Annotated in this window: 24 protein-coding genes; 12 read left to right on the forward strand and 12 right to left on the reverse strand. The window is 69.5% G+C overall.

All coding sequences use genetic code 11. The features are described 5' to 3' along the window. Window positions 1-60: 60 nt before the first annotated feature. The 5 genes from ACEZHJ_RS11245 to ACEZHJ_RS11265 all read right to left on the reverse strand — a co-directional run bounded on the left by ACEZHJ_RS11245 (window position 61) and on the right by ACEZHJ_RS11265 (window position 4,300). Window positions 61-1,245 (reverse strand): alcohol dehydrogenase catalytic domain-containing protein, encoded by a 1,185-nt coding sequence (locus ACEZHJ_RS11245; protein ID WP_163140292.1) that lies wholly within the window; start codon window positions 1,243-1,245, stop codon window positions 61-63. A 99-nt stretch (window positions 1,246-1,344) separates the two neighbouring features. After that, window positions 1,345-2,106 (reverse strand): SDR family oxidoreductase, encoded by a 762-nt coding sequence (locus ACEZHJ_RS11250; protein WP_018717762.1) that lies wholly within the window; start codon window positions 2,104-2,106, stop codon window positions 1,345-1,347. 56 nt (window positions 2,107-2,162) lie between these two features. Continuing rightward, window positions 2,163-2,639, reverse strand: a complete 477-nt coding sequence (locus ACEZHJ_RS11255) for a cupin domain-containing protein (protein ID WP_018717763.1) — start codon at window positions 2,637-2,639, stop codon at window positions 2,163-2,165. Window positions 2,640-2,758: 119 nt separating this feature from the next. Beyond that, window positions 2,759-3,469, reverse strand: coding sequence for a dihydrofolate reductase family protein (locus ACEZHJ_RS11260; RefSeq protein WP_375036511.1), 711 nt, complete (start codon window positions 3,467-3,469; stop codon window positions 2,759-2,761). A gap of 183 nt (window positions 3,470-3,652) precedes the next feature. Beyond that, window positions 3,653-4,300: an NADPH-dependent F420 reductase gene (locus tag ACEZHJ_RS11265; RefSeq protein WP_018717765.1), complete on the reverse strand. Its 648-nt coding sequence runs from the start codon at window positions 4,298-4,300 to the stop codon at window positions 3,653-3,655. Window positions 4,301-4,401: 101 nt separating this feature from the next. Here ACEZHJ_RS11265 and ACEZHJ_RS11270 point away from each other — a divergent pair, with 101 nt between their 5' ends. From ACEZHJ_RS11270 to ACEZHJ_RS11315, 10 genes are all read left to right on the forward strand, one after another. Further along, on the forward strand, window positions 4,402-5,295 hold the full coding sequence (locus ACEZHJ_RS11270; RefSeq protein WP_018717766.1) for a LysR family transcriptional regulator: 894 nt from the start codon (window positions 4,402-4,404) through the stop codon (window positions 5,293-5,295). 245 nt (window positions 5,296-5,540) lie between these two features. Next, window positions 5,541-6,311: a carboxymuconolactone decarboxylase family protein gene (locus ACEZHJ_RS11275; protein ID WP_018717767.1), complete on the forward strand. Its 771-nt coding sequence runs from the start codon at window positions 5,541-5,543 to the stop codon at window positions 6,309-6,311. A gap of 265 nt (window positions 6,312-6,576) precedes the next feature. Further along, complete coding sequence (locus ACEZHJ_RS11280; protein WP_018717768.1) at window positions 6,577-7,044, forward strand: (2Fe-2S)-binding protein; 468 nt, start codon at window positions 6,577-6,579, stop codon at window positions 7,042-7,044. Further along, a complete protein-coding gene (locus ACEZHJ_RS11285; protein ID WP_163141769.1) occupies window positions 7,041-9,383 on the forward strand; it encodes a xanthine dehydrogenase family protein molybdopterin-binding subunit in 2,343 nt (780 codons plus the stop codon). The genes ACEZHJ_RS11280 and ACEZHJ_RS11285 overlap by 4 nt, the downstream gene beginning before the upstream one ends. A gap of 165 nt (window positions 9,384-9,548) precedes the next feature. Then, window positions 9,549-10,565: an NAD-dependent epimerase/dehydratase family protein gene (locus ACEZHJ_RS11290; protein WP_040409329.1), complete on the forward strand. Its 1,017-nt coding sequence runs from the start codon at window positions 9,549-9,551 to the stop codon at window positions 10,563-10,565. A gap of 365 nt (window positions 10,566-10,930) precedes the next feature. Further along, window positions 10,931-11,602 carry an NUDIX domain-containing protein gene (locus ACEZHJ_RS11295; RefSeq protein WP_018717771.1) on the forward strand — a complete coding sequence of 224 codons (672 nt, stop codon included), beginning with the start codon at window positions 10,931-10,933 and terminating at the stop codon, window positions 11,600-11,602. A gap of 34 nt (window positions 11,603-11,636) precedes the next feature. Continuing rightward, window positions 11,637-12,707, forward strand: a complete 1,071-nt coding sequence (gene nadA / locus ACEZHJ_RS11300) for a quinolinate synthase (RefSeq protein WP_375036512.1) — start codon at window positions 11,637-11,639, stop codon at window positions 12,705-12,707. 66 nt (window positions 12,708-12,773) lie between these two features. Beyond that, window positions 12,774-13,469, forward strand: coding sequence for an SDR family NAD(P)-dependent oxidoreductase (locus tag ACEZHJ_RS11305; RefSeq protein WP_163141604.1), 696 nt, complete (start codon window positions 12,774-12,776; stop codon window positions 13,467-13,469). A 104-nt stretch (window positions 13,470-13,573) separates the two neighbouring features. Beyond that, window positions 13,574-14,503, forward strand: coding sequence for a PhzF family phenazine biosynthesis protein (locus ACEZHJ_RS11310; protein WP_018717774.1), 930 nt, complete (start codon window positions 13,574-13,576; stop codon window positions 14,501-14,503). Next, on the forward strand, window positions 14,500-15,126 hold the full coding sequence (locus tag ACEZHJ_RS11315; RefSeq protein WP_018717775.1) for an alpha/beta family hydrolase: 627 nt from the start codon (window positions 14,500-14,502) through the stop codon (window positions 15,124-15,126). The genes ACEZHJ_RS11310 and ACEZHJ_RS11315 overlap by 4 nt, the downstream gene beginning before the upstream one ends. On the opposite strand, the gene ACEZHJ_RS11320 is transcribed toward ACEZHJ_RS11315, so the two are convergent. Continuing rightward, window positions 15,123-15,836, reverse strand: coding sequence for a GGDEF domain-containing protein (locus tag ACEZHJ_RS11320; protein WP_018717776.1), 714 nt, complete (start codon window positions 15,834-15,836; stop codon window positions 15,123-15,125). The two genes, ACEZHJ_RS11315 and ACEZHJ_RS11320, sit on opposite strands and share 4 nt — an antisense overlap. A 486-nt stretch (window positions 15,837-16,322) precedes the next feature. Between ACEZHJ_RS11320 and ACEZHJ_RS11325 the strand changes: the two genes are divergently transcribed. After that, on the forward strand, window positions 16,323-16,979 hold the full coding sequence (locus ACEZHJ_RS11325) for a S24 family peptidase (RefSeq protein ID WP_018717777.1): 657 nt from the start codon (window positions 16,323-16,325) through the stop codon (window positions 16,977-16,979). 63 nt (window positions 16,980-17,042) lie between these two features. Here ACEZHJ_RS11325 and ACEZHJ_RS11330 read toward each other — a convergent pair whose 3' ends face one another. The 3 genes from ACEZHJ_RS11330 to ACEZHJ_RS11340 all read right to left on the reverse strand — a co-directional run bounded on the left by ACEZHJ_RS11330 (window position 17,043) and on the right by ACEZHJ_RS11340 (window position 19,934). Further along, complete coding sequence (locus tag ACEZHJ_RS11330) at window positions 17,043-18,134, reverse strand: diguanylate cyclase (protein ID WP_018717778.1); 1,092 nt, start codon at window positions 18,132-18,134, stop codon at window positions 17,043-17,045. Window positions 18,135-18,143: 9 nt separating this feature from the next. Next, entirely contained in the window at window positions 18,144-18,647 is a 504-nt protein-coding gene (gene gpt / locus ACEZHJ_RS11335) for a xanthine phosphoribosyltransferase (RefSeq protein ID WP_018717779.1), read from the reverse strand. A 90-nt stretch (window positions 18,648-18,737) separates the two neighbouring features. Further along, a complete protein-coding gene (locus ACEZHJ_RS11340) occupies window positions 18,738-19,934 on the reverse strand; it encodes an ABC transporter substrate-binding protein (RefSeq protein ID WP_018717780.1) in 1,197 nt (398 codons plus the stop codon). Between the two features lie 341 nt (window positions 19,935-20,275). Here ACEZHJ_RS11340 and ACEZHJ_RS11345 point away from each other — a divergent pair, with 341 nt between their 5' ends. Next, window positions 20,276-20,917, forward strand: a complete 642-nt coding sequence (locus ACEZHJ_RS11345) for a YigZ family protein (RefSeq protein WP_205599767.1) — start codon at window positions 20,276-20,278, stop codon at window positions 20,915-20,917. A 13-nt stretch (window positions 20,918-20,930) separates the two neighbouring features. On the opposite strand, the gene msrA is transcribed toward ACEZHJ_RS11345, so the two are convergent. The 3 genes from msrA to ACEZHJ_RS11360 form a co-directional block, all read right to left on the reverse strand. After that, a complete protein-coding gene (gene msrA, locus ACEZHJ_RS11350; RefSeq protein WP_018717782.1) occupies window positions 20,931-21,554 on the reverse strand; it encodes a peptide-methionine (S)-S-oxide reductase MsrA in 624 nt (207 codons plus the stop codon). Next, window positions 21,551-22,057: a peptide-methionine (R)-S-oxide reductase MsrB gene (msrB, locus tag ACEZHJ_RS11355; RefSeq protein WP_018717783.1), complete on the reverse strand. Its 507-nt coding sequence runs from the start codon at window positions 22,055-22,057 to the stop codon at window positions 21,551-21,553. The genes msrA and msrB overlap by 4 nt, the downstream gene beginning before the upstream one ends. A gap of 152 nt (window positions 22,058-22,209) precedes the next feature. Next, window positions 22,210-22,962, reverse strand: coding sequence for a haloacid dehalogenase type II (locus tag ACEZHJ_RS11360; RefSeq protein ID WP_163139348.1), 753 nt, complete (start codon window positions 22,960-22,962; stop codon window positions 22,210-22,212). Between the last annotated feature and the right edge of the window lie 31 nt (window positions 22,963-22,993).

Consider the following 22,993-nt stretch of genomic DNA (forward strand, 5'->3'; position numbering starts at 1 on the left):
GTATCTGCCCCGGGGGACGGGCACGCCCGTTCCCCGGGGGGCGGACCGGATGCGGCGTCCCTAGATGGTCGTCGCATCGATCACGTAGCGGTATCGCGCCGCCTTGTCCAGGACGTCCGACCACGCGTCGTTCACCTTGTTCGCCTGGATGACCTCGATCTCCGGGTGAATCCCGTTCTCGGCGCAGTAGTCCACGAGCGCCTGGGTCTGGGGGATGCCCCCGGTGAGCGAGCCCTCGTAAGTGACCCTGTTGAAGAGGAACACCATCTGATCGAAGGACAGTGCCTCGCCGGGTGCGCCCACCTGCGTGTACGTGCCGTGCGCGCGCACCAGGGGAATGTAGGCGCCGACTTCGTAGGCGGCCGGGATCGTCGAGATCATGGTGTCCAGCGTGTTGTAGTAGGGGCGGAGCGATTCGGCTGATTCCACGACCACCGCCTCCTTCGCGCCGAAGGCACGGATGTCCTCGACCTTGCTCTCGGAGGTGGTGAATGCGTAGACCTCCGCGCCCCTGGAGACGGCCAGCTTCACGGCCAGGTGGCCGAGGCCGCCGATGCCGGCAACACCCACCCGGTCCCCCTTGCGCACGGAATAGTTGAGGAGGGGGGTGTACGTGGTGATCCCGGCACACAGCAGCGGGGCCGCGTGCTGGAGACTGATCCCCTCGGGAATCCGGATCGCGTAGTCTTCCTCGACGATGATGTTGTTGGCGTAGCCGCCCTGGGTGATCCCCGTCGGGGCGAGCGGGTCGGGGTAGCCGTACGTGTACAGCGTGTCCGGGCAGTACTGCTCTTCGCCGTACTTGCACGCCCCGTCGCCGCGGTGGCCGACCATCGTGCCGACGCCGATACGGTCCCCCACCTGGAAGCGGGTGACCCGTTCGCCGACGGCCGCGACCGTGCCGGTCATCTCGTGGCCGGGGACCTGGGGATACTGCTGGGGACCCCAGTCGCCCCGGATCTGGTGGATATCCGAGTGGCACACCCCGCAGTACTGGATGTCGACCAGGATGTCGCGCGCCCGCAGCGCCCTGCGCTGGAACGTCCAGGGGCTCAGCGGGCCCGATTCGTCGCGGGCGGCGTACCCCTTGGCGCCGACGGGCTGCGCCTGATCGCCGTGCCGTTCGCCGCCGCCCGTGCCGTTCTGGGCGAGGACGGCGCCCGAACCGGTCAGTAGCGCACCGCCGCCGGCGAGTGCGGAGTTCCGGAGAAAATCCCTTCTCGATATGTGCTTGAAATGATCCATGTCGATCTCCTTTCTCCCGCGGGGGTCCCGCGTGCTCATGGACTGTGGGTGCGTCGCGGACCTTGACCGTTCAGCGCCGGCGCGTCTCCCGTGCCCCGTTCACCGGGCGGTATAGCCGCCGTCGACTGCCAGGGCGTGGCCGACGACGAAGCTCGATCCCGGACCGCAGAGCCAGAGCACCGGCTCGGCGATCTCGTCCGCCGTGCCCAGGCGCCGGGCCGGGACCTGTTCCATCAGGGTGTCCATGGCCTCGGTCTCCGTGTCTTTCATGCCGGCGACCATGGGCGTGTCGATAATGCCGGGGCATACCGCGTTGATGCGGATCCCGCGGTCCGCGTATTCCAGCGCCGCGCTCTTGGTGAGTCCGAGCACGCCGTGCTTCGCGGCGTGGTAGGCGCCGCGGCCGGGGACACCGACCAGGCCGCCGAGCGAGGAGCAGTTGACGATGGCGCCGCTGCCCTGGCTGCGCATCTGGGTCAGCTCGTACTTCATGCACGACCACAGGCCGCGCAGGTTGATGCCGAGTACCCGGTCGAACTCCTCGCCTTCCAGATCGGCGGTCTCGGTGGCGATGGATTGCACGCCGGCGTTGTTGAAGGCGGCATCCAGGCGGCCGAAGGTCGCGACGGTCCGCTCAACCATTTCCCGGACGGCGCTCTCCCGGGTCACGTCGCAGGTCACCGCGAGCGTCCGTGCGCCGCCTTCGGCGAGCTCCTCGGCCGCGGCGCTCACGCCCGCGCCGTCGATATCCGCCAGCGTGACCGAGGCCCCCGCATTCGCGAATGCCCTGGCCGTCGCCAGCCCCATGCCGGACGCGGCGCCGGTGACCAGCGCGACTTTTCCGGTGAAATCGTGGTTCATTCGGAACCTCCGCGTTGCTGTTCGAGACCGGCCCCCAACGGCGGGGCCGGGAAGGGCTATTCCGTGCCGCCGGCGTACTGTTCGTCGCTGACCGGCTCGCCCCAGATGACGTTCTCGCCGTCCTTGAACTGCTGGACGGCGATGTGCGTGACCGCGGTCGTGTCGGTCGCGCCGTGCCAGTGCCTCACGCCCGGTGGTGTCCAGATGACGTCTCCCGCCTGCATGACGACCTTTCTGCCGCCTTCCTCCTGGACCCAGCCGGTACCGCCGGTCACGATGATCACCTGCCCGGCGGGGTGGGTGTGCCAGTTCGAACGGGCGCCGGGCAGGAAGGTGACCTCGCCGCCGTTGGACCGGAACGGATCGTTGGCCGCGAACAGCGGTTCCACGTAGGCGGTCCCGGTGAAGTGCTCGCCCGAGCCGATAAAGCCCTCGCGGCTACCGTTCCTGGAGACCTGCATGCCCTCGGCGAGGGCGCGCCCGGCACAGGCCAGGGTCAGGATCGCGGTCAGCGTCAGGGTGGAGGTCTTCATGGACAGGCTCCCTTGTCACTCCGAGTGTCGGTGCGTGTACACCCGTGCGGATCGCGATACGCCCGTGGCACGGTCGTCGCCGAGGCGGTGGCCGCCGCCCGGTGCGGTGCCGTTCCGGGTCAGCCGTGCGCGATCTCGTGTCGCAGCCAGATCACGCCGCCCGACAGGGTCTGGCAGGAGAGCAGGCGCAGGTGTTGCCCCTCCGACGGCGCCCTGCCCGACGGGTCCGAGTGTTCGAATATGGCCGGAATGCCGGCGAGCCCGTCGATCGCCGGGCAGATCAGCGTGCTCACCTCGTCGATGAGGCCAGCCGACAGGAACGCGCCGTTGGTCGCCCCGCCGCCTTCGAGGACGAGATGGCCGATTCCGAAGGCGTCACCCAGTATCTCCATCGCCTCGGCGAGGTCGTCGCCGTGGGGGCCGGCGAACACATAGGAGACGCCCGCTTCCCGGAGCCGCTCGAGGTGCTCGTCCGGGACCCGCTGCGAGAGCACCACCACCGCGTGATCCCCGTCGACCTCGCCCTGGTCGAAGCGCAGGCGTCCCGAGGGATCGATGGCCACCGCGACGTCCCGGCCGGCGCGTTCCTGGAAGTAAGCCGGGCGCTCCCTGGGGGGCTCCAGGAGCGGGGGGCTCTGGTTCTGATCGACGTAGTCGGTCATCGTCCGGCGCCCGACGATCCAGCCCTCGCCACCAAGCCGCTTGGCGGCGGTGTCGTAATGCGCGTCGATGAGGTCCATGACGCGACTGCCCACCGGATCGCTCCATCGCTCCGGGCAGAGACGGCCGTCGAGAGAGGTAATCATGTGGCAGGTAATCTTCGGGCGCATGGATCCTTGCTGTCTCGGGTTGCTCATCGCCCGGGTTGCGGGCAGGGTTATTCACGTCGGCAGCGATTCAGTGGCCTTGCGAATCCACGTCAGGCGCTATGACTACGAGGGAAACCGTAGTCCGCCGGGTGATGCGAATAAACGGGGGTACGTTTCTTGGAGTCATGAGCACCACTCATTAGCTCATTCGCTGTGCCGGTGAATCCGGTCGAAGCGGTACACGAGTTCCGGGCCGCCCGGCTGGGCGTAGGCGAGCTCGGCGGTGACCATCGCGAAGGGCTCGACGAAGCGTGCGGTTCGGAGCGGGCCGGCATCCAGCGGCTCGTAGCCGACGTCCGCGATGAGCCGCCCGGCTACCGCTTTGGCGTCCGCGTCGTCGCCGTAGTAGAGAAGATGGGGGCGGGGTGACTCGTCACGGGCGCTGAAGACGTTGAACAACGCCTCGCTCGGGCTGGTGTTGAACGTGGAAACGAAGCGCACGTCGGGTCGCAGGCGTGCCAGTTCCTCCGCCCCCGACGTCGTCGTCCCGACCACGAGGTCGCGGTTCTGGCGGTCGAGGGGGACACAGCAGTTGAGTACGATGGTGTTATCCATGTCCCCGGCCCGGGAGACCACGTCCTCCACCCGCGACCAGTGCACCGCGAGCAGGACCGCATCGGCGGTCTGCACGGCCTCCGCCGGTGTTCCGGTCCGCGCACCGGCCCCCCGGGCAAGGCGATCGAGCTTCCCCGGGGTTCGCGCGTAGCTGAACGTCACCTCGTGCCCCGCCATTGCCCAGATGGTCCCGAGCGTCCCGCCCATCAAACCCGAGCCGAGTATCCCGATCTTCATGGGTGCCTCCGATCGCCGATTTGCCTGGCCGGGAAAGTAGCACCCCGCGGTCCCGGGAAAACCCCCTATAATCAGAAAGGATTAATGAGGAAGGTTCATCAATGCTGAGAGAGAATGTTGTCGACCTGATGTCCTTCGTCGTCGTGGCTCGCGTGGGAAGCTTCACCCGTGCCGCGGCGCAGATCGGCGTCTCGCAGTCTGCCCTGAGCCACGCCGTGCGGGGCCTGGAGGAGCGCCTCGGCATCCGCCTGCTGATGCGCACCACGCGCCGGGTCAGCCCCACGACGGAAGGCGAGCGTGTACTCGAGCGCATCGCCCCCCACTTCGCGGAGATCGAGAACGAGCTGGAGGCCCTGGTCGAGATGCGGGACCGACCGGCCGGGACGATACGGATCACCGCGACCGATCACGCGGCGGACACCGTCATCTGGCCGAAGCTGGCGCCGGTGCTGAAGCACTATCCGGATATCAATGTCGAGGTGGTCACGGACTACGCCCTCACCGACGTCGTGGCGGAGAAGTTCGACGCGGGCGTGCGCCTCGGGGAGCAGGTGTCGGAAGGGATGATCGCCGTGCGGGTTGGACCGGATTTCCGCATGCTCGCCGTGGGGGCGCCGTCCTATTTCGAGGGGCGGGAGCTGCCCCGGGTGCCGCGGGACCTCACGGACCACTGCTGCATCAACCTGCGTTTGCCCACGCACGGTTCCATCTATGCCTGGGAGTTCGAGAAGGACGGGCGGGAGCTCCATGTCCGGGTGAACGGGCAGCTGACCTTTAATACCATCGGCCCGATTGTTGACGCGGCGCTCGAGGGTTACGGGATCGGCTACGTACCCGAGGGCCTCGTGCGCGAGCATATCGACGAGGGTAGGCTGGTGCCGGTGCTGGAGGACTGGAGTCCGCCGTTCCCCGGTTACTACCTCTACTATCCACACCGCCGGCGGTCCTCGCCGGCCTTCAACGTCATCCTCGAGGCGATGCGTCACGGGGAATGAGCCCGTCGCTGGACGGCCCCGCAATGGGGGCCGTACCGACCCGGGTGAATCCGGCGGTTCGCTGACGCGGCTCTCACCCCGCCGGCAAGAGGGGGAGCGCTTCCCCGTATTGATGAGTGCGACTCATGGCTCCTATGGAGCCGGGCTGGTTAATCCAACGGCGGCAGGCAGTTACGGTCCTCGGACGGTGTGATTGCCACCGGGTTTCCCAACCGCGGTATTCAGTAGCCACTGAGGAACGAGCCATGCGAGCAGCCGTATTCGCCGCGTTCACCCTGTCTCTCGCCGCACCGGCCGCCATGGCGCAGCCGGGCGTCGACGTCGATACCGGGAAGCTCTCCAGTGTTGCCCCGGCCCTGGAGCGCTATACCAGGGACGACCTGCTCGGGCGTGAGTGGCAGGACGATGCGCTATCGAAACGGGACCGGTCCCTCGTCACGGTGGCGGCGCTCATCGCCCGTAACCAGGGCGAGGACCTGCCGAACTACATCCGTGTCGCCCTCGACAACGGCGTCAGCCCCGCGGCGATCTCCGAGACCATCACGCATCTCGCCTTTTATGCGGGGTGGCAGAACGCCATGACCGCCGTCGATGCGGCGGCGGCGGTGTACGAGCAGCGCGGTATCTCCCGTGACGAGCTCCCGGCTGCGGCGCCGCAGGAGATGCTCCCCCTCGACAAGGAGGCGGAGGCGGAACGCCAGGCCTACGTGCAGAAGCGTTATGGCGATGTGTCCCAGGGCGTGGTGGACAATACCGAGGAGCTCCTCTTCCGTGACCTGTGGCTGCGCCCGGCGCTCGAGCCACGCGAGCGCAGTCTCGTCACGGTGTCCGCGCTGATCGCCGCCGGCCATGTGGAGCAGATCCCGTTCCATCTCAACCGCGCGATGGATAACGGCCTCACCAAGGACGAGGCCTCGGCGATGCTCTCGCACCTGGCGTTCTACGCCGGTTGGCCCAATGTCTTCTCGGCGCTGCCCGTTGCCCGGGACGTTTTCGAATCGCGGAAAGGGGAATGAAAGACGTCCGGTAGCGCCTTCTATGCAATCTGCACGGTGTCCGGTTCCCGGGCACCGTGCCTATGGCGACTTTTGCAGGGCCGTCCTCCGGGGCCCGGCCGGGGACACGCCGTGCATCCGCCGCCGGGTGGGCGGGAGCGTGACCACTGGCTCGGCCGCGCGCGATGGTCCGTTTCGCGCGTCTCCCATATCCACACTCGATCAAAGGCAAACACGGTTAGCGGGGCCGGCATGACATGCCCGCACTGAATCGTGAGGAACGACCATGAGTACCTTTACCGTCAATGGAAAGACCCACCGCTTCGACGGTGACCCCCAGACCCCGCTGCTCTGGTATCTGCGTGACGTCAGTCGCCTGACGGGCACGAAGTACGGCTGCGGGATGTCGCTGTGCGGCACCTGCACCGTCCATCTCGACGGCGAACCGGTTCGCTCCTGTGTCACACCGGTCTCCCAGGCCGAAGGCAAGGCCGTCACGACCATCGAGGCCATGAGCGAGGATGCGGTGGGCCGGCGTGTCCAGCAGGCCTGGCTCGATCTCGGCGTCGCCCAGTGCGGCTACTGCCAGGCCGGCCAGATCATGAGTGCCACCGCACTTCTCCGGGACAACCCGGCACCGGATGACGAGCAGATCAACCAGGCCATGAGCGGCAACATCTGCCGTTGTGGCACCTACGCCCGCATCCGCCAGGCCATCCACAGGGCCGCGGCAACGCAGGAGGACGAGGCATGAACACCCCGGTGGACGATCTGCTGCTCGCCAACGTCAGCCGCCGTCACTTTCTCAAGGGATTGGCCGCCGGGAGCGCCCTGGTGCTCGCGGCCCGCTGGGACCTCGCGCTCGGCGAGGAGGAGAAGGAGTATGGCGCCGACGCCATGCCCCATGGCTGGGTCGACGACCCGAACGTGTTCATCCGCATCGACGCGGACGGCACGGTCACGGTCACCAACCATCGTGCCGAAATGGGGCAGGGCATACGCACCAGCCTCGTGATGGTGGCCGCCGACGAGCTCGGTGCCGACTGGGACCGCGTGCGTGTCGAGCAGGCACCGGCGGACCAGGAGAAGTACGGTAACCAGAACACGGACGGCTCGCGCAGCATGCGCCACTGGTTCGCGCCGATACGTCGCGCCGGCGCGGCCGCGAGGATGATGCTGGAGCGCGCCGCTGCCGAGCGCTGGGGCGTGCCGGCCTCCGAGTGCCATGCCCGGGTGCACGCCGTGGTCCACGCTGCCAGTGGCCGGGAGCTCGGTTTCGGGGATCTGGCCGCCGCGGCCCGGGAGCTGTCGGTGCCGCCGCGGGAGCGTCTCGAGCTCAAGCCGCAGTCCGAGTGGCGCTACATCGGCGAGGATGCCGGTCCCGCCTACGACGTGAAGCGGGGCAGTGTCGTGCGCCCGAAGGCGATCGACGGCGAGGATATCGTCACCGGGCAGGCCGTCTACGGCGCCGATGTCGTGTTCGAGGACATGCTGTATGCCGTCGTGGCGCGGCCGCCGGTCTACGGCGCCATGCTGCGCAGCGTCGACGACGGCGAGGCGCTAAAGGTCCCCGGCGTCTTGCGGACGGTGGAGATCGACGGCACCGGTCAGCCGGCGGGCTTCAAGCCATTGGGCGGTGTCGCCGTGGTCGCCGAGAACACCTGGGCGGCGATCCAGGGGCGCAAGGCGCTGAAGATCGACTGGAACCTCGAGAGCGCCGGCGATAACGCCGCCTATGACTCGGAGGCCTACCGCAAGCAGCTGCAGCAGACCGCCCGCGCGCCGGGCAAGGTGATCCGTGACGAGGGGGATATCGAAAGCGCCCTGGCGGATGCCGCGGAGCGCGTGAGCGCCACCTACTACATGCCGCACATGGCACAGGCGCCGATGGAGCCGCCGGTGGCGGTGGCGCGCATCGTGAACGGCCGCGCCGAGGTCTGGGCCCCGGTACAGAACCCGGGCGCCACCCGCTCCGGGGTGGCCAAGCGGCTCGGGCTCGAGCCGGAGGACGTCACGGTCAACGTGACGCTGCTCGGCGGTGGTTTCGGGCGCAAATCCAAGCCGGACTTCGCCCAGGAGGCCGCCAGCCTGACAAAGGCGTTCGACGGCCGACCGGTACGCGTGCAGTGGACACGGGACGACGACCTCCACCACACGTATTTCCACGCGGTCTCCGTCGACCGCCTGGAGGCGGGCCTGGATGCGGACGGTCGGGCACTCGGCTGGCGCCACCGAACCCTGTCGCCGAGCATCGGCTCGCTGTTCGCCCCCGACCCGGAGCACATCGCCCCGTTCGAGCTGGGGCAGGGGTTCAACACCATGCCCTTCGATATCCCGGCCATCCGCCTGGAGAATCCCGAGGCGCCGGCACACGTGCGAATCGGCTGGTTCCGGTCCGTCTACAACCTGCCCCACGCCTTTGCCATCCAGAGCTTCGCCGCGGAGCTCGCCGAGGCCGCCGGGCGTGATCACCGGGACTATCTGCTCGAGCTGCTGGGGCCCTCCCGCGAGATCGACCCCCGGACCTTCGGCGATCCGTGGAACTACGGCGAGAACCCCGAGCGTTACCCCATCGATATCGGCCGGATGCGCGCCGTCATCGAGAAGGCCACGGCCGAGGCCGGGTGGGGGCGCGACCTGCCGAAGGGCAGGGGACTGGGACTGGCCGTGCACAACAGCTTCGTCTCGTACACGGCGGTAGTGTTCGACGTGGAGCTCGGCGACGGCGGCGGCCTCATCATCCACAGTGCCGACATCGCCTTCGACTGCGGTCCCCAGGTCAATCCCGAGCGCATACGGGCACAGCTCGAGGGGGCCTGCGTCATGGGTATCGGTATCGCGATGCAGAGCGAGATCACCTTCAGCGAGGGACGGGTCCAGCAGGACAACTTCCACCAGTACCTGGTCCCCCGCATCGACAGGGCGCCTCGCGAGACGCGTGTGCATCTGATCAACCCCGACAGCGAGGCCGCGATCGGCGGCGTCGGAGAGCCCGGGCTCCCGCCGGTGGCGCCGGCACTGTGCAATGCGATCCACGCCGCGACAGGCAGGCGCATCCGCCGGCTGCCGGTCGGCGACCAGCTGTCCGCCTGATGGGCGGTCTTCCCGTGACCCGCCACGGACCGTGCCTGCGCCGGCCCCACGGCAGGCGCCTTTCTGGAGCGGATCCGCGGCGGGCACGGCCCCGCGAGCCCGGGGTGCCGGGGCGGAGGTCACGGCTTCAGCCTGCACATCATCCAGAACGGATCGGAATTCGACATGACTAGCCGGAAAACACTCTGCGTGGCGGGAGCCAGCGGCCTGGTCGGCTCCAATATCGTCAAGGCGGCACTCGAACGGGGCTATCACGTCAACGGCACGATGCGCGATGCCGGCGACGACGATAAACGCCGCTATCTCATGGCATTGCCGGGGGCCGGGGAGCGGCTTACGCTGTTCTCCGCGGACGCCGGGGACAGCACGAGCTTCGATGCCGCGCTCGAGGGGGCCGATGCGGTGTTCATCGCCTGCCTCCCGCCGATCTATCGGGCGCAGGACGGCACGCCGGCGAGCGGGCTCGACCGCCAGCGGGGCTACGACGAGATCGTCCGACCCGTCGAGGAGGGATGCCTTAACGTCCTGCGCGCCACCGACCGCCAGGGGGTCGGCAACGTCATCCTGTGCTCCTCGACCTCGAGCACCAACCCGCCCGAACCCGTCGCGGTGAAGACCGAGGCGAACGCCGTCTCGGATCCGGAGCGGCAGATCGCGGCGGGAAAGTTCACCGCCGCCGAGAAGATCGTGATGGAGCGCGCGGTCCGCGAGTTCTGCGAGGGCCACGGCCAGCGGCTGTGCATCCTCCTGCCGACCATGATGCTCGGGCCGGTGGTCCTGCCCCGGCACCTCGAGAACGGCAGTCACAGCCTCCTCGTGCGGCTGAGCCGCGGTGAGCAGGGCTGGCATCAGTCCGTGCCGGCGGGGTCCATGTCCGTTTCCCACGTGGCCGACGTGGCCGCGCTGTTCCTCGCCGCTTACGAGGATCCGCGGGCGCAGGGCCGCTATTTCGCCGTGTACGACAGCTGGTCGTGGCGTGACCTCTATGCGGAGTTCGCCCGGCATGTGCCGGCGTCCGGGCTGCCTGCGCCGCTCGACGGCGAGCCCGAAGCGCCGACACGCTTCGATTTCACCCGCCGCGACAGCCTGGGTGTGGCCATGCGCGATATCCCCACGACCATCGCCGAGACCTGCGAGTGGCTGAAGGGCCATCCCTTCGGCGGTGCCGTCGGGCAGGGGTAGGGGCACCGGCCGCAGGGACGTTCCCACGGCATTGATCGCGTCATCTTCGTCGTACACAGGCGGCACGCCCTTTCTGGCCACGATCGATAGAGGCCCCGGTCCATGGTGTCGGGGTTGCCTCTGCGGCGGCCGATGGCCCTTCATCCGGGCGTCGCCCTGATCGTGATGCGCCATGACCGCCGTTCCCATGGCAGCGGCCGTGTCTACCCCGGGCAGGGCGCATATCCTCGCATCCGGTGATGGTGTCTTCTCGTTTTCGTGCGCTCCGGCGGTGCGGCGGTACCGGTGAGGGCGGGTGCAACCGAATTGACATAGTGTTGATTCGACACTAAGTTGGAGGCTCCTGTACGTGGAGGGACACGACGGTGCGCGAGGCGGAGGCGGTGTGCCCGGCCGGCTGGCTGGGGGTGTCCGCGGATGTGGTGGTCTTCAGTGTCGGCGACGACGCGTTGCGGGTGCGCCTGCAGCGCCGGCACCGCACGCCGTTTGCCGGCAGCCTGGCGCTGCCCGGCACGCTGCTTCGCGACGATGAGTCCCCGGAGGAGGGGGCCCAGCGGGTGCTCGGCGGCGACGTGGGACTGGACCGTGTCTACCGCGAGCAGCTCTACACCTTCGGCCGTCCCGGACGCGATCCCCGCGGGCGGGTGGTGGCGGTGGCGTACTTCGCGCTGGTGCCGGCGAGCGTGGCGGCGGGGCTGCCGGACGGGCCGGACGCCGCCTGGCACGCGGTGGACGCGCTCCCGCCGCTCGCCTTCGATCACGCGGAGATGGTGGCCATGGCGCACCGCCGGCTGTCGGCCAAGCTCGCCTATTCCACCATCGCCCTGGAGCTGATGCCGGAGCGTTTTACCCTCAGCCACCTGCAGGGCGTTTACGAGGTCATCGGCGGCGAACCGCTGGACAAGCGCAACTTTCGCAAGCGCATTGGTGCGCTGGAGTGCGTCGAGCCCACCGGCGAGACCTACCGCGCGGGCAATCACCGCCCTGCGCGGCTGTACCGGCGCCGGACACCGGGCCGGGTCGAGATCATCAAGTGACACCGGGTGCGTCCCGGTGTGGGGAGGACTGGCGATGAACAACGCCGAGCCGGCACGCACCGGCACACACCTGCGGGCCGAGGCCTTCAGCGCGGACGAGACCCTGCGCGCCGGTGAGGCCGATACCCTGCGGGCACGCATTCGCGAGCTGCTCGAGGCCCGCGACGCGGTGCTCGTGGCGCACTACTACACGGCCCCGGAGATCCAGGCCCTGGCGGACGAGACCGGCGGCCACGTCTCGGACTCCCTGGACATGGCGCGCTTCGGCGCGGATCACCCTGCCTCGACCCTGGTGGTGGCGGGCGTGCGCTTCATGGGTGAGACCGCCAAGATCCTCACCCCGGACAAGCGCGTGATCATGCCCGAGCTGGAGGCGACCTGTTCGCTGGACGAGGGCTGCCCGCCGGACGAGTTCGCCGCCTTCTGCGACGCCCACCCGGAGCGCACGGTGGTGGTCTACGCCAACACCAGCGCGGCGGTGAAGGCGCGTGCGGACTGGGTCGTGACCTCCAGCATTGCGGTGGACGTCATCCGGCACCTCCACGCGCGCGGCGAGCCGATCCTCTGGGGGCCGGACCGCCACCTCGGCGATTACATCCGCCGCGAGACCGGCGCGGACATGCTCCTGTGGGACGGGGCTTGCATCGTCCACGAGGAGTTCAAGGGTAGCGAGCTCGAACAGCTGCGCGCGCGCTACCCCGATGCGCCGGTGCTGGTACACCCGGAATCGCCGCGCTCGGTGGTGGAGCAGGCGGACGTCGTCGGCTCGACCTCGCAGCTGCTGCAGGCGCTCACGACCTCGTCGGCATCGCGGTTCATCGTTGCCACCGACAACGGCATCTTTCACAAGATGCGCGAGGCCGCGCCGGACAAGGAGCTCATGGAGGCGCCCACGGCGGGGCGCAGCGCCACCTGCCAGAGCTGTGCCCACTGCCCGTGGATGGCGATGAACGGCCTGCGCAACCTCGCTGGTGCGCTGGAGCGCCTGGACAACGAGATCTTCGTGGACGAGGCCGTGGCCGAGCAGGCCCGGATCTCGCTCGGGCGGATGATGACCTTCGGCCGCGAGCGCCGCCAGGCCGTTCTGGGCAACGGCGACGCCTGAAGGCGGCGGCGATGGCGGGGTTGCCCGTCTAAACTGTCCATAAAGGCATCGTCCGGAGACAGTGCTATGGGCAGGGGCAGCGCGTTGGTCGTCGGGGTTGGCCCCGGGCTCGGTGCGGCGCTGGTACAGCGTTTCGCCGCCGGTGGTCTGAACGTCGCGATGATCGCCCGCGGCGCCGAGCGGCTGGCCGATATCGCCGCCGGTATGGACGCCGACGAAGGGCAGGTCCTTCCCTATCCCTGCGATGCCACCGACGAGGCCCAGGTGGCAGCCGTGTTCGACGCCGCCGACGCCGAGCTCGGTCCGGTGGAGGCGGTGGTGTACAACGCCGGGACTTTCGAGCCCGGCGGTATCCGCGACATTTCCGTGGCCACCTTCGAGCGGTGCTGGCGGGTGGGGTGTCTGGGTGGTTTCATCGTCGCGCGCGAGGCCGCGCGTCACATGGCACCGCGGGGACGGGGCAGCCTGCTGTTCACCGGGGCCACGGCGGCATGGCGCGGCGGTGCCGGGTTCGCCACCCTCGCGGTCCCCAAGTTCGGCATCCGTGCGCTCTCCCAGAGCCTGGCCCGGGAGCTCGGGCCCGAGGGTGTGCACGTGGCCCATGTCGTCATCGACGGGCGCATCGGACCGCCCGACGGGGCCGCCGACAACGACCGGCTCGAGCCCGCTGCGATCGCCGAGAGCTACTGGCAGCTCCACTGCCAGCCCCCCAATGCGTGGACCCAGGAGCTCGACCTGCGGCCCGCCACGGAACGTTTCTGACCGGCCCACCGAGTGACGGCACCGGTGCCAGCGGTTATGGTGCGGGGCACCGTGGGTGTCCGGCACCCGTTTCCGGCCTGGTTGGCGACGACAGGGATAACGGCATGCAAGCAGTACCGATCATTCAGGTGGATGCCTTCACCGCGACGGCCTTCGGCGGCGTGGCCTGCGCCGTGGTACTCGACGCGGATGGCCTCGACGACGAGATGATGAGCACGCTCTCCGACGAGCTGGGCGTCTCCGCGACCGTGTTCGCCATGGATCCGGAGGACCAGACAGTGGCCGAGGTGGGGGCACGCTCGTTCGTCGGGCGCGAGGAGGTGCCGCTGTTCGGCCACCTCGCGGTGGCGCTCACCCATGCGCTGCTGACCAAGGGACGCCTGGCGCGGGGCGACGGGCACATCCAGCGCCTGGGCATCGAGACCAACCACGGCGTGGTCGAGATGGACGTGACCCATTCCGGCGGGGATATGCCGCTGCTGTCGGTCACGCAGCCGCCGCCGGATTTCTTCGAGGCCCAGGATCCGGCAGAGATCGCGACGGTATTCGGCCTGGAGCTCTCGGACCTGCGGGATGACGCGCCGGTGCAGACGGTGAATACCGTGATCCCGCACCTGATGGTGCCCGTGGTGAGCGAGGACGCGCTGCGGCGCGCCCGTGTCCGGCTCGACGCCTATGCCGAGCTCCACCGTTTCGGCGGTTTCGTGGGGGCCCATCTGTTCGCCCTCGGGGGCGCCACCGACAGCGGTGACGTGTTCTCCCGCCATTTCGGCGCACCACCGAACGCCTTCGAGCACAGCTTCAATGGCTCGGCAAGCGGCGGCCTGGCGGCCTACCTCTGGCACCACGGACTCATTCCGCACGCCCGTTTCTCCGTGGAGCAGGGGCACTGGCTGGGCCGGCCGGGTGAGGCCTGGGTCGAGGTCCAGGGTGAGCCCGAGGCGATCCGCGGTGTCCGCGTTGCCGGGCGTGCGGTGCAGGTGATGGAGGGGCTGATGCTGGTCCCCGACACCGGGGATGGCGACGACGGGTGAGCGAGTGGCTGATTGACGGGCCGGGGGGCGCGGCGGTCACGGTCGTCCTCGCCCACGGCGCCGGTGCCGCCATGGACACACCGTTCATGACGCACATCGCCGGAGGGCTCGCCGCGGCGGGCCACCGCGTGGTGCGTTTCGAGTTCCCGTACATGGCGAGGCGGCGCGAGGACGGTAAGCGACGTGGCCCGGACCGGCAGGAGACGTTGCTCGGGTGCTACCGCGAGGTCGTCGCGGCGGTGCGCGAGCGCTGGCCGGGGACCGTGGCCATCGGCGGCAAATCCATGGGCGGACGCATGGCAAGCCTGGTCGCGGACGAGCTCGGCGCCCGGGGACTGCTCGTCCTCGGCTACCCCTTCCATCCCCCGGGCCGGCCCGAGCGGCCGCGGGTCGCGCACCTGGCGGCGCTGTCGACACCGGCGCTGATCCTGCAGGGCGAGCGTGACCCGTTCGGCCGGCCGGACGAAGTCGCGGCCTACGAGCTCGCCTCCACCATTGCGGTGACCTGGGTGCCGGACGGCGATCACTCCTTCAAGCCGCGCAAGCGCAGCGGCGAGACCGAGGCGGGCAACCTTGACCGGGCGGTGGCCGCCAGCGCTGCCTTCCTGGCGCGGCTCGCCTAGTCCCCGGAGACGCCGATGCGGTTACGCCCGCCGTTCTTCGCCGCATAGAGCCCGGCGTCGGAACGCTCCAGTGCCCGTGCCGCCGTATCGTCGCTGCGTACCTCCGTCACGCCTGCCGAGATCGTGATACCGATTTTGTGCTCGCCGGTTTGGAAGTGCTCGTCGCGTATCCGTGCCAGCAGCTTGCCGGCGGTGTGGCGGGCCTGCTGCAGGTCGGTCTCCGGCAGCAGCACCACGAACTCCTCGCCGCCGTAACGGGCGAGCAGGTCGATGGCGCGCACCTCTGCCTGAAGCCGGCTGGCGACGGCGGTGAGGATGCGGTCGCCGGTGACGTGGCCGTAGGCGTCGTTGACCCCCTTGAAGTGATCGATGTCGAGGATGATCAGTGACAGGCGCCGGCCGTAGCGCTGGCGTCGCGCCAGCTCGACGGCAAAGCGCTCCTGGAAGGCCTTGCGGTTGTAGATGCCGGTGAGGGCATCGGTGGCCCCGCGGTTGCGTTCCTCGGCAAGGCGCCGACGAAGCTCCGCGATCTTTGCCTCGCTCTCGCGCAGGCGCCTGCGGTACGGGCAGGCCCTGCACGCCGTGCTCTGCCGTCCGGGGCTGCAACGCTGCAGCAGCGCCAGGGCGCGGAGGGCAAGGCGTCGGGGGATGTTACCGGGGATGGTGCGTGTGATTGGCCTGCCGCGCTCAGCCTGCTCGTCCTGAGCCATTGATCCCTACCTCTGCGCACGTCCCGTGCATCCGTGCGCGGCACGGGGGGCTGGTTCTGGCGTGTCCCTGCACCGGTGCCATGCAGTCGCGGGGTTTACGCGGGTGCATGGCTCGCGCCGCCATTGCGTCGTCCTTTCCCGGGGCGTTCCCGGTAATGGGACATGGTCGACATGACGCGATCGTCTGCCGCCCGGTATGCTCGTTCACTTATGGTCAGCCATAAGCCACCGCCGCCGCGCGATTGGGTATCCGCCCGGTGTGTCCATACTGCGGTGTCTCCGTGGCTCAAGGCGCACGGGCCGGCACGTTGCATGCGCCGACACGGTCTCCGGCCGTCCATTCCGTGACGCCGGAGTCCCGGATAAGGGTGAGACTGCCTTATCCGGGAGTTTCGTGTCAATGGTTTCCGGGCGTGTGTCGCAACCGGGGTGGCCCGGGCGTGCCAGTGGAACACGACAATGCCTGACGAAGGAAAAAACAACGACATGGCCGGCCGTTCACACGGGGGTGCATCGACGGATGCCGGCGCCATTGGGGCTCGCATATCCGAGATTGCCGCGCACGTCGGGGGCAAGAAGGCCCTCGCCGCGCGGGCCGGTGTCTCGGAGAGCCATCTCTATCGTTATATCGCGGGGGCCAGCGAGCCCACGGCGGGGCGCCTGGTGGCCCTGGCCCGGGCCGGCGGTGTGTCCGTCGCGTGGCTCGCGACCGGCGAGGGGGCGCTGGAGGTATCCGGTACCGTACGCGAGGCCGGGCCCCGATACGCCGCGGGGGAATACACGCCGATCCGTGCCGCGGACACGATGCCGGTGCTGGCGCTCTCATCGGCGTGGCTGAACGCGGAGGGACTGTGCGCCGAGGCGCTGGTCGTGGTCACGGCCAGCGGCGACTCCATGGCCCCGACCGTGAACGAAGGGGATCGCCTTCTCGTCGACACGACCCGGCACGATATCGGCGACGACGCTGTGTACGTGCTCCGCGTCGACGGTGCGCTGCAGCCGAAACGCCTGCAACGGGACTGGTCCGGCGGGGTGTGGGTGCGATCGGACAGCCTCCGCTACGCGGATCAGCACGTTTCCGGCGCGGCCCTGGCGGCCCTGGATGTGGTCGGCCGGGTGATCTGGATAGCGCGACGGGTCTAGCCCGGCACCGCGTTCGCTCCGCGTCGTCGTGGTTGACGTTGGTGACGCGGCACTCGCCGGGTGTCAACGCAGGCGCACGGCGATCCGGTCGCGTCCGGCGCGCTTGGCGTCGTAGAGGGCGTGGTCCGCGCGTTCGAAGGCATCCGTCATGTCGTCGCCGACCTGGACCTCGGTCACACCGGCCGAGATCGTAACCGGGACGGCCTCCGGGCCGCCGCCGTCGGGGCGCAGCCGGCGGACGGCCTCCAGCAGCCGGTCGGCGCTCTCCCGTGCCGCGTCCGCGTCCGTTTCGGGCAGCAGCGCGACGAACTCCTCCCCGCCGTAGCGGGCCATCATGTCCGTGGTGCGCAGGGCGGCGCGCAGCGTTTCCGCCACGGCCACGAGGATCCGGTCGCCGGCGAGGTGGCCGTGGATATCATTGACGCGCTTGAAGTGATCGATATCCGCGACGACCAGGGCGAAGGTCCGGCGGGTGCGCTGCTGGCGGGCCAGCTCATCGGAGAAACGCTCCTCGAAGGCCATGCGGTTGGGGACGCCGGTGAGGGTGTCGGTGGCCCCGCGGCTGCGCTCCTCGACCAGGCGCCGGCGTAGCTCGGCGGTCTCGGCCTCGGCCTCCTGCAGCCGGCCGCGCAGTGCGTCCGCCTCGGATTCCGCCGCTGCCACGCGCTCGTGCTGACGCCGGGAATAGGTCCGCAGGGTGTCGACGATGTGCGCGAGCCGTGATTCCACGCGCTGCATCGGTACGTCGGCGGTCCCGCCGGAGACCGCCTGACGGATGTCCCCGACGTGCTGGCGGACGTGGTCGCTCATGGCGTCGTGGTCGGCGATGGCCTCCGCGCGCTCGCTCTCGGCGTGGCGGAGGTGGCGGTCCAGTGCCGCGAGCTGGCGGGCGTAGGTGTTGAGCCCCTGCTCGAGCAGCCTGGCCTCCGAGCGCAGGTCCCTCTCCAGCAGGGCGTGGAAGCGGTGCACGCGCTCGGCGCAGTCGGTGTCGTCGCCAAGCTCTTCGGCGAGGGTCCCCCGGTGCGCGCGGCTGGTTTCCGGCAGCGCATCGGTGGTGAACAGGGCCGCCAGCGCCCGCCTGAGTGCAGCGGTGACGGAGCGGCGCCGGCGGGCGTGGAGCCAGTCGCAGAGGCGAGGGAGCAGGGCGCGGGCCATGGTCGCCCGTTAGTGCCCGTCGTGCAGCGGCGGGGTGAACTGCAGGCTCATGTCCCAGGGGAAATAGATCCAGGTGTCCTGGGAGACCTCGGTGACGAAGGTGTCCACCACCTCGCAGCCCTGGGGCTTGGCGTAGACCGTGGCGAAATGCGCCTTCGGGAGCATGTCGCGGACCTCGCGCGCGGTGCGGCCGGTGTCCACGAGGTCGTCGACGATGAGCACCCGCTCGCCGCTGCCGGCGCCGAGGTTGGTGACGGCGTCGGTGACGTGCTTGAGCACGACCAGGTCACCCTGGGTGTCGTAGTCGTGGTAGGAGGCGACGCAGACGGTCTCTATAAGCCGGATGCCGAGTTCCCGGGCGACGATGGCCGAGGGCACGAGCCCGCCGCGGGTGATGCAGACCAGGGCGTCCCACTGGCCGACGCCGGACAGACGCCAGGCCAGGGCGCGGGCGTCGCGGTGGAGCTGATCCCAGGAGACGGGAAAGGCCTTTTCCTGTGGGTGTGGCACCATGGTCGTCGAGTACCTGCAGCGGGGTTGGGGCGGCACATTATCGTCAAATCGGCCCGCGCGGCCAATACCGGAAGGCCGCCCCGCCTGGTGTCACCGCTTGCAGCTGCCGTCCGGGGCGGCATGGATGTCGTCGCCCGGGATGACGCTGACCTGCTTGTAATAGTCCCAGGCCGAGGTGCTGTTCAGCGGTGATTTCACCTGCATGAGATAGAAGTCGTGGACCATCAGCCCGTCCTCGCGCACGTGGCCGTTGTGGGCGAAGGCGTCCTCGATGGACATGCCCCGCAGCGTGTCCGCGACGCTCCGGGCGTCGTCCGTGCCGGCCTTCCTGGCGGCGCGGAGGTAGTTCAGCGTGGCCGAGTAGGTGCCCGCGTGGATCATGGTCGGCATCGCGCCGGCGCGCTCGTAGACCGCCTGGGCGAAGGTGCGCGAGGCCTCGTCGAGGTCCCAGTAGAAGGGGGTGGCGAGCTGCAGGCCCCGGGCGACGTAGAGCCCGAGATCGCGGACATCGGTGAGGAACATCAGCAGCGCGGCGAAGCGGTGCTCGTCGTCCACCAGGCCGAGCTCATAGCCCTGGCGGATCGCGCGCTGGGTGTCCTCGCCGCCGCTGGCGAGCGCGATCACGCCGGCCCCGGAATCCTCCGCGGCCGTCAGGGGCTCGGTGAGGTCGGTGGCCTTGTACGGGTAGCGTGCCGCGCCGAGGACCTCGCCGCCGGCCTGCTTGACCAGCCCGCGTGCGGCGGACTCGATGGCGCTGCCGAAGGCGTAGTCCGCGGTGACGAAGAACCACTCGTCGCCACCGTCCCGGGTGACCGCCGAGGCCACGGCGTTGGCGAGGGCGTAGCTATCGAAGCCCCAGTGGAAGGCGAGCGGCGAGCAGTACTTGCCGTGCAGTGCCGAGGCGCCCGCGCCGGTGGGCATGACCACCACGCCCTGCTCGGTCGCATAGCGCTGTACCGGGATTGCCGTGTTGGAGCGCACCAGGTCGGTGATCATGTCCACGTGGTGGGTCTCGACCAGTTCCCGCGCCGCCTTCAGTGCCTGATCCGCATCGCTGCCGTGATCCATGGCGATGATACGGATGGGGGCACCGTCGATATTCCCGCCCAGGCGGTCGGCGGCGACCTCGGCGGCGACCACGCTCAGCTGGCCGGCGTCGCCGCGGGAGACGCCGGAGAGGTCGGTAAGCACCCCGATGCGGATCTCACCGTCGGAGAAGTCGGCATGGGCCGTGGCATACGCGCCGCACAGCACCAGGGCGAGCAGTCCGCGAAGCATCGCGCGCATGGATGATCTCCTTGCTGGCCGGCGCAGTCCATTCCCTACCGCGCCTTATTGTTCGGATTGGGCCGTGTTGCCGCGACGGCGCGTATCCGCGCGGCTACGCACGACTGTAGCATTTTGGCGGCGTGGCGGTCGCCGGCGTGTGAGCAACATCAAGCTTTGATGGATCCACGGTCTCATCCGGTGCCTGATCGCCGTGTGTCCGTATGCCTTGCGGGTGCAACGGGCCCTTGCCGGGCGGCACCGCGGTCCGGTGAAGGGGCGTTCCCGGCATACCGGGGTGAGGACGGGCAAGCGTCCGGGTTAGTATGGCGGCACGCCTTTCACCTCCCGGAGGAGTCGCCGTGGCGGACACCGCCCCGCTGGTGCCGGCCGGTCCGGCGCGTGCCGAGACCTTGGTGCGCAAGAGCCGGTTCATCGCTCACGCCGAACGCGCGGAGACGCGCGGGGAGGCGTTCGCCGTGGTCGATCGGCTGACCGCGGAGTTCCCGGACGCGCGCCATCACTGCTGGGCCTACCTCGTCGGAGACCCCGAGGGGGCCGCCTCCGCGGCGGTGAGCGATGCCGGTGAGCCTTCGGGTACCGCCGGCCGGCCCATCCTCGGTGTGATCCAGCACAAGGGCATCGCCGACGTGGTGGTGGTCGTCGTGCGCTATTTCGGCGGTATCAAGCTGGGGGCCGGCGGCCTTACCCGGGCCTACGCGGGTGCCACGGAACAGGTGCTATCGGCGCTCGAGCTCACGCGTCACCGGCCGTGCTCCCGGGTCCGCCTGCATATGGGCTTCGCGGTCGAGCAGCCGCTGCGCCACTGGGCCTCCGGTCACGACGCATGGCCGTGCTCGGTCGACTACGGCGAGGGGGTGGTCATGGAGCTGGTGCTGCCGGACGACGAGCTGGAGGCGCTGTCGGCGTTCTGCGGCGCGCAGGGCGTCCGTATGGAGGCGCCCGCCACCGTCCCGGGAACGGACGGCGAAGGACGCGGTTGATGGCGGACGGGCCTCACCCGCCAGCCTCGTCACCCCAGATGGCTTCCAGGCGCTGGTCCCGCCCGCAGCGCAGGCGGTAGTACTTGTAGCGGATCGGATTCTTCCGGTAGTAGTCCTGGTGATAGTCCTCCGCCGGATAGAACGCCGAGGCGTCGACCACCGGTGTGACGATGCGGTGATCGAAGCGCTGCGCCAGCCGCTCCTTGCTCTGCTCGGCGAGACGGCGCTGCTCGTCGTTGTGCACGAAGATCGCCGTGCGATAGGAACGGCCGCGGTCGCAGAACTGTCCGCCGGGGTCGAAGGGGTCGACGTTGCGCCAGTACACCTCGAGCAGCCGCTCGTAGCTGATCTTCGCCGGGTCGTAGACCACGCGTTCCGCCTCGTAGTGACCCGTGCCGCCGCTGCCGACCTGGCGGTAGGTGGGTCGCTCGACGTGGCCGCCGGTATAGCCGGAGATCGTCTCACGCACGCCGTCGAGCTTGTCGAACGGCGGCTCCATGCACCAGAAGCAGCCGCCGGCGAAGGTCGCCACCGCGAGTCCCTCCGGTGGCGGGCCGGCCGCGGGCTTGCCCATGCCGGCGGCGCCTGCGGCGGTGGTGACGGCGGCAAGGAGGATTACGGCCAGCCGGCGCATCATGCCGGGGCCTCCCCGGCGGGGACGAAATCAAGCGCCACGCCGTTGAGGCAGTAGCGCAGCCCCGTGGGCTCCGGACCGTCCTCGAAGACGTGGCCGAGATGGCCGCCGCAGCGGCTGCAGTGCACCTCGGTGCGCACCATCACGAGCAGGCGGCGGTCCTCGCGGGTGCCGATCGCGCCGTCGATGGGGGCGTAGAAGCTCGGCCAGCCGGTGCCGCTGTCGAACTTGGTCTCCGAGCGGAACACGGGCTGGTCGCAGCCGGCACAGGTGTATACCCCGGCGCGCTTCTCGTGCAGGAGCTCGCTGCTGCCGGGTGCCTCGGTGTCCTCCTCGCGCAGGACCTCGTACTCGCGTGGGGTCAGCCGCTTGCGCCACTCCGCCTCGCTGAGCTCCAGGGGGAACTCGCCGGCGGCGCGAGCGCTCGGCAGCAGCCGCCACACCCCGGCGGGGATGATGGCCGCGGCCCCGAGGGCCGCGAGCAACTGGCGTCGTGTCATGGCCATGCCTTCTCTCCGCTGACCTTTACCGTTTCGACAGCCCCGTCCCCGGTATGTTCGCCGGGGGCGGGCGGCCATGGGAATGACCGTGTCAGTAAGGCTAGCGCGGGGACTCCGGCATGTGCATACGGGGCTTTACGGACCCCGCCCGCCCTCGTTCAGCGCGCCGGCGGGGCGTCCTCCTCCTCGCGCACCTGCGCGGCCATGCCGGCGAGGTCCGGGAAGAGGAAGTCGACCGAGGGCCGTTCCGGTACCTCTGCGGTGGCCCCCCAGCTGCCGCCACGGGACAGGCCCTGGCGATCGATCCAGCATCGGGCGAGGCCGGCGTGGCTGGCCGGGACGTGGTCGTGGAACAGGCTCTGGGCGGTGTGCAGGATCTGCTCCGGGGCGATGCCGTGGTCCTCCCGCAGCCGGTTGACCATGTACTCGAAATTGCCGGGGGTGGGCTTGTAGGCGCCCATGTCCTCGGCGGTGTAGATGGCGTCGAAGGTGACCCCGAGCTTGCGATTGGAGGCGGCGAAGCCCCCGTGGTCCACGTTGGAGAGGATCACCAGCCGGTACGAACGGGCGAGCGAGCGCAGGGCGTCGGCGCTGTCGGGGAAGGCGGGCCAGTGAGGCACGGACTCGCCGAACGCCCGGTCCAGGGCCTCGTTGCTGCGCAGCCCGAAGCGCTCGACGAAGCGCTCGTGGACACGCCGCAACAGCTCGGGGTAGCGCATCCCGGGGGTCTCGGCCTGCTGCGTGCTCTCGAACTCGGCGAAGGCGGCGAGGCCGGTTTCGCGGGTGATTTCCGTGCAGCCGTTGGCGTGGAGCACCGGCTGCAGGGCGTCCCAGATCCCGCTCTCCCAGTCGATCAGCGTCCCGTAGCAGTCGAAGGTGAGCACGGAGAAGTCGGTCAGTCGACGGGTCATGGCTTGCATCTCCTCTGCGTCCTGAGGCCGC

The organism is Arhodomonas sp. KWT2, from assembly GCF_041949875.1.
Taxonomy (GTDB): domain Bacteria; phylum Pseudomonadota; class Gammaproteobacteria; order Nitrococcales; family Nitrococcaceae; genus Arhodomonas; species Arhodomonas aquaeolei.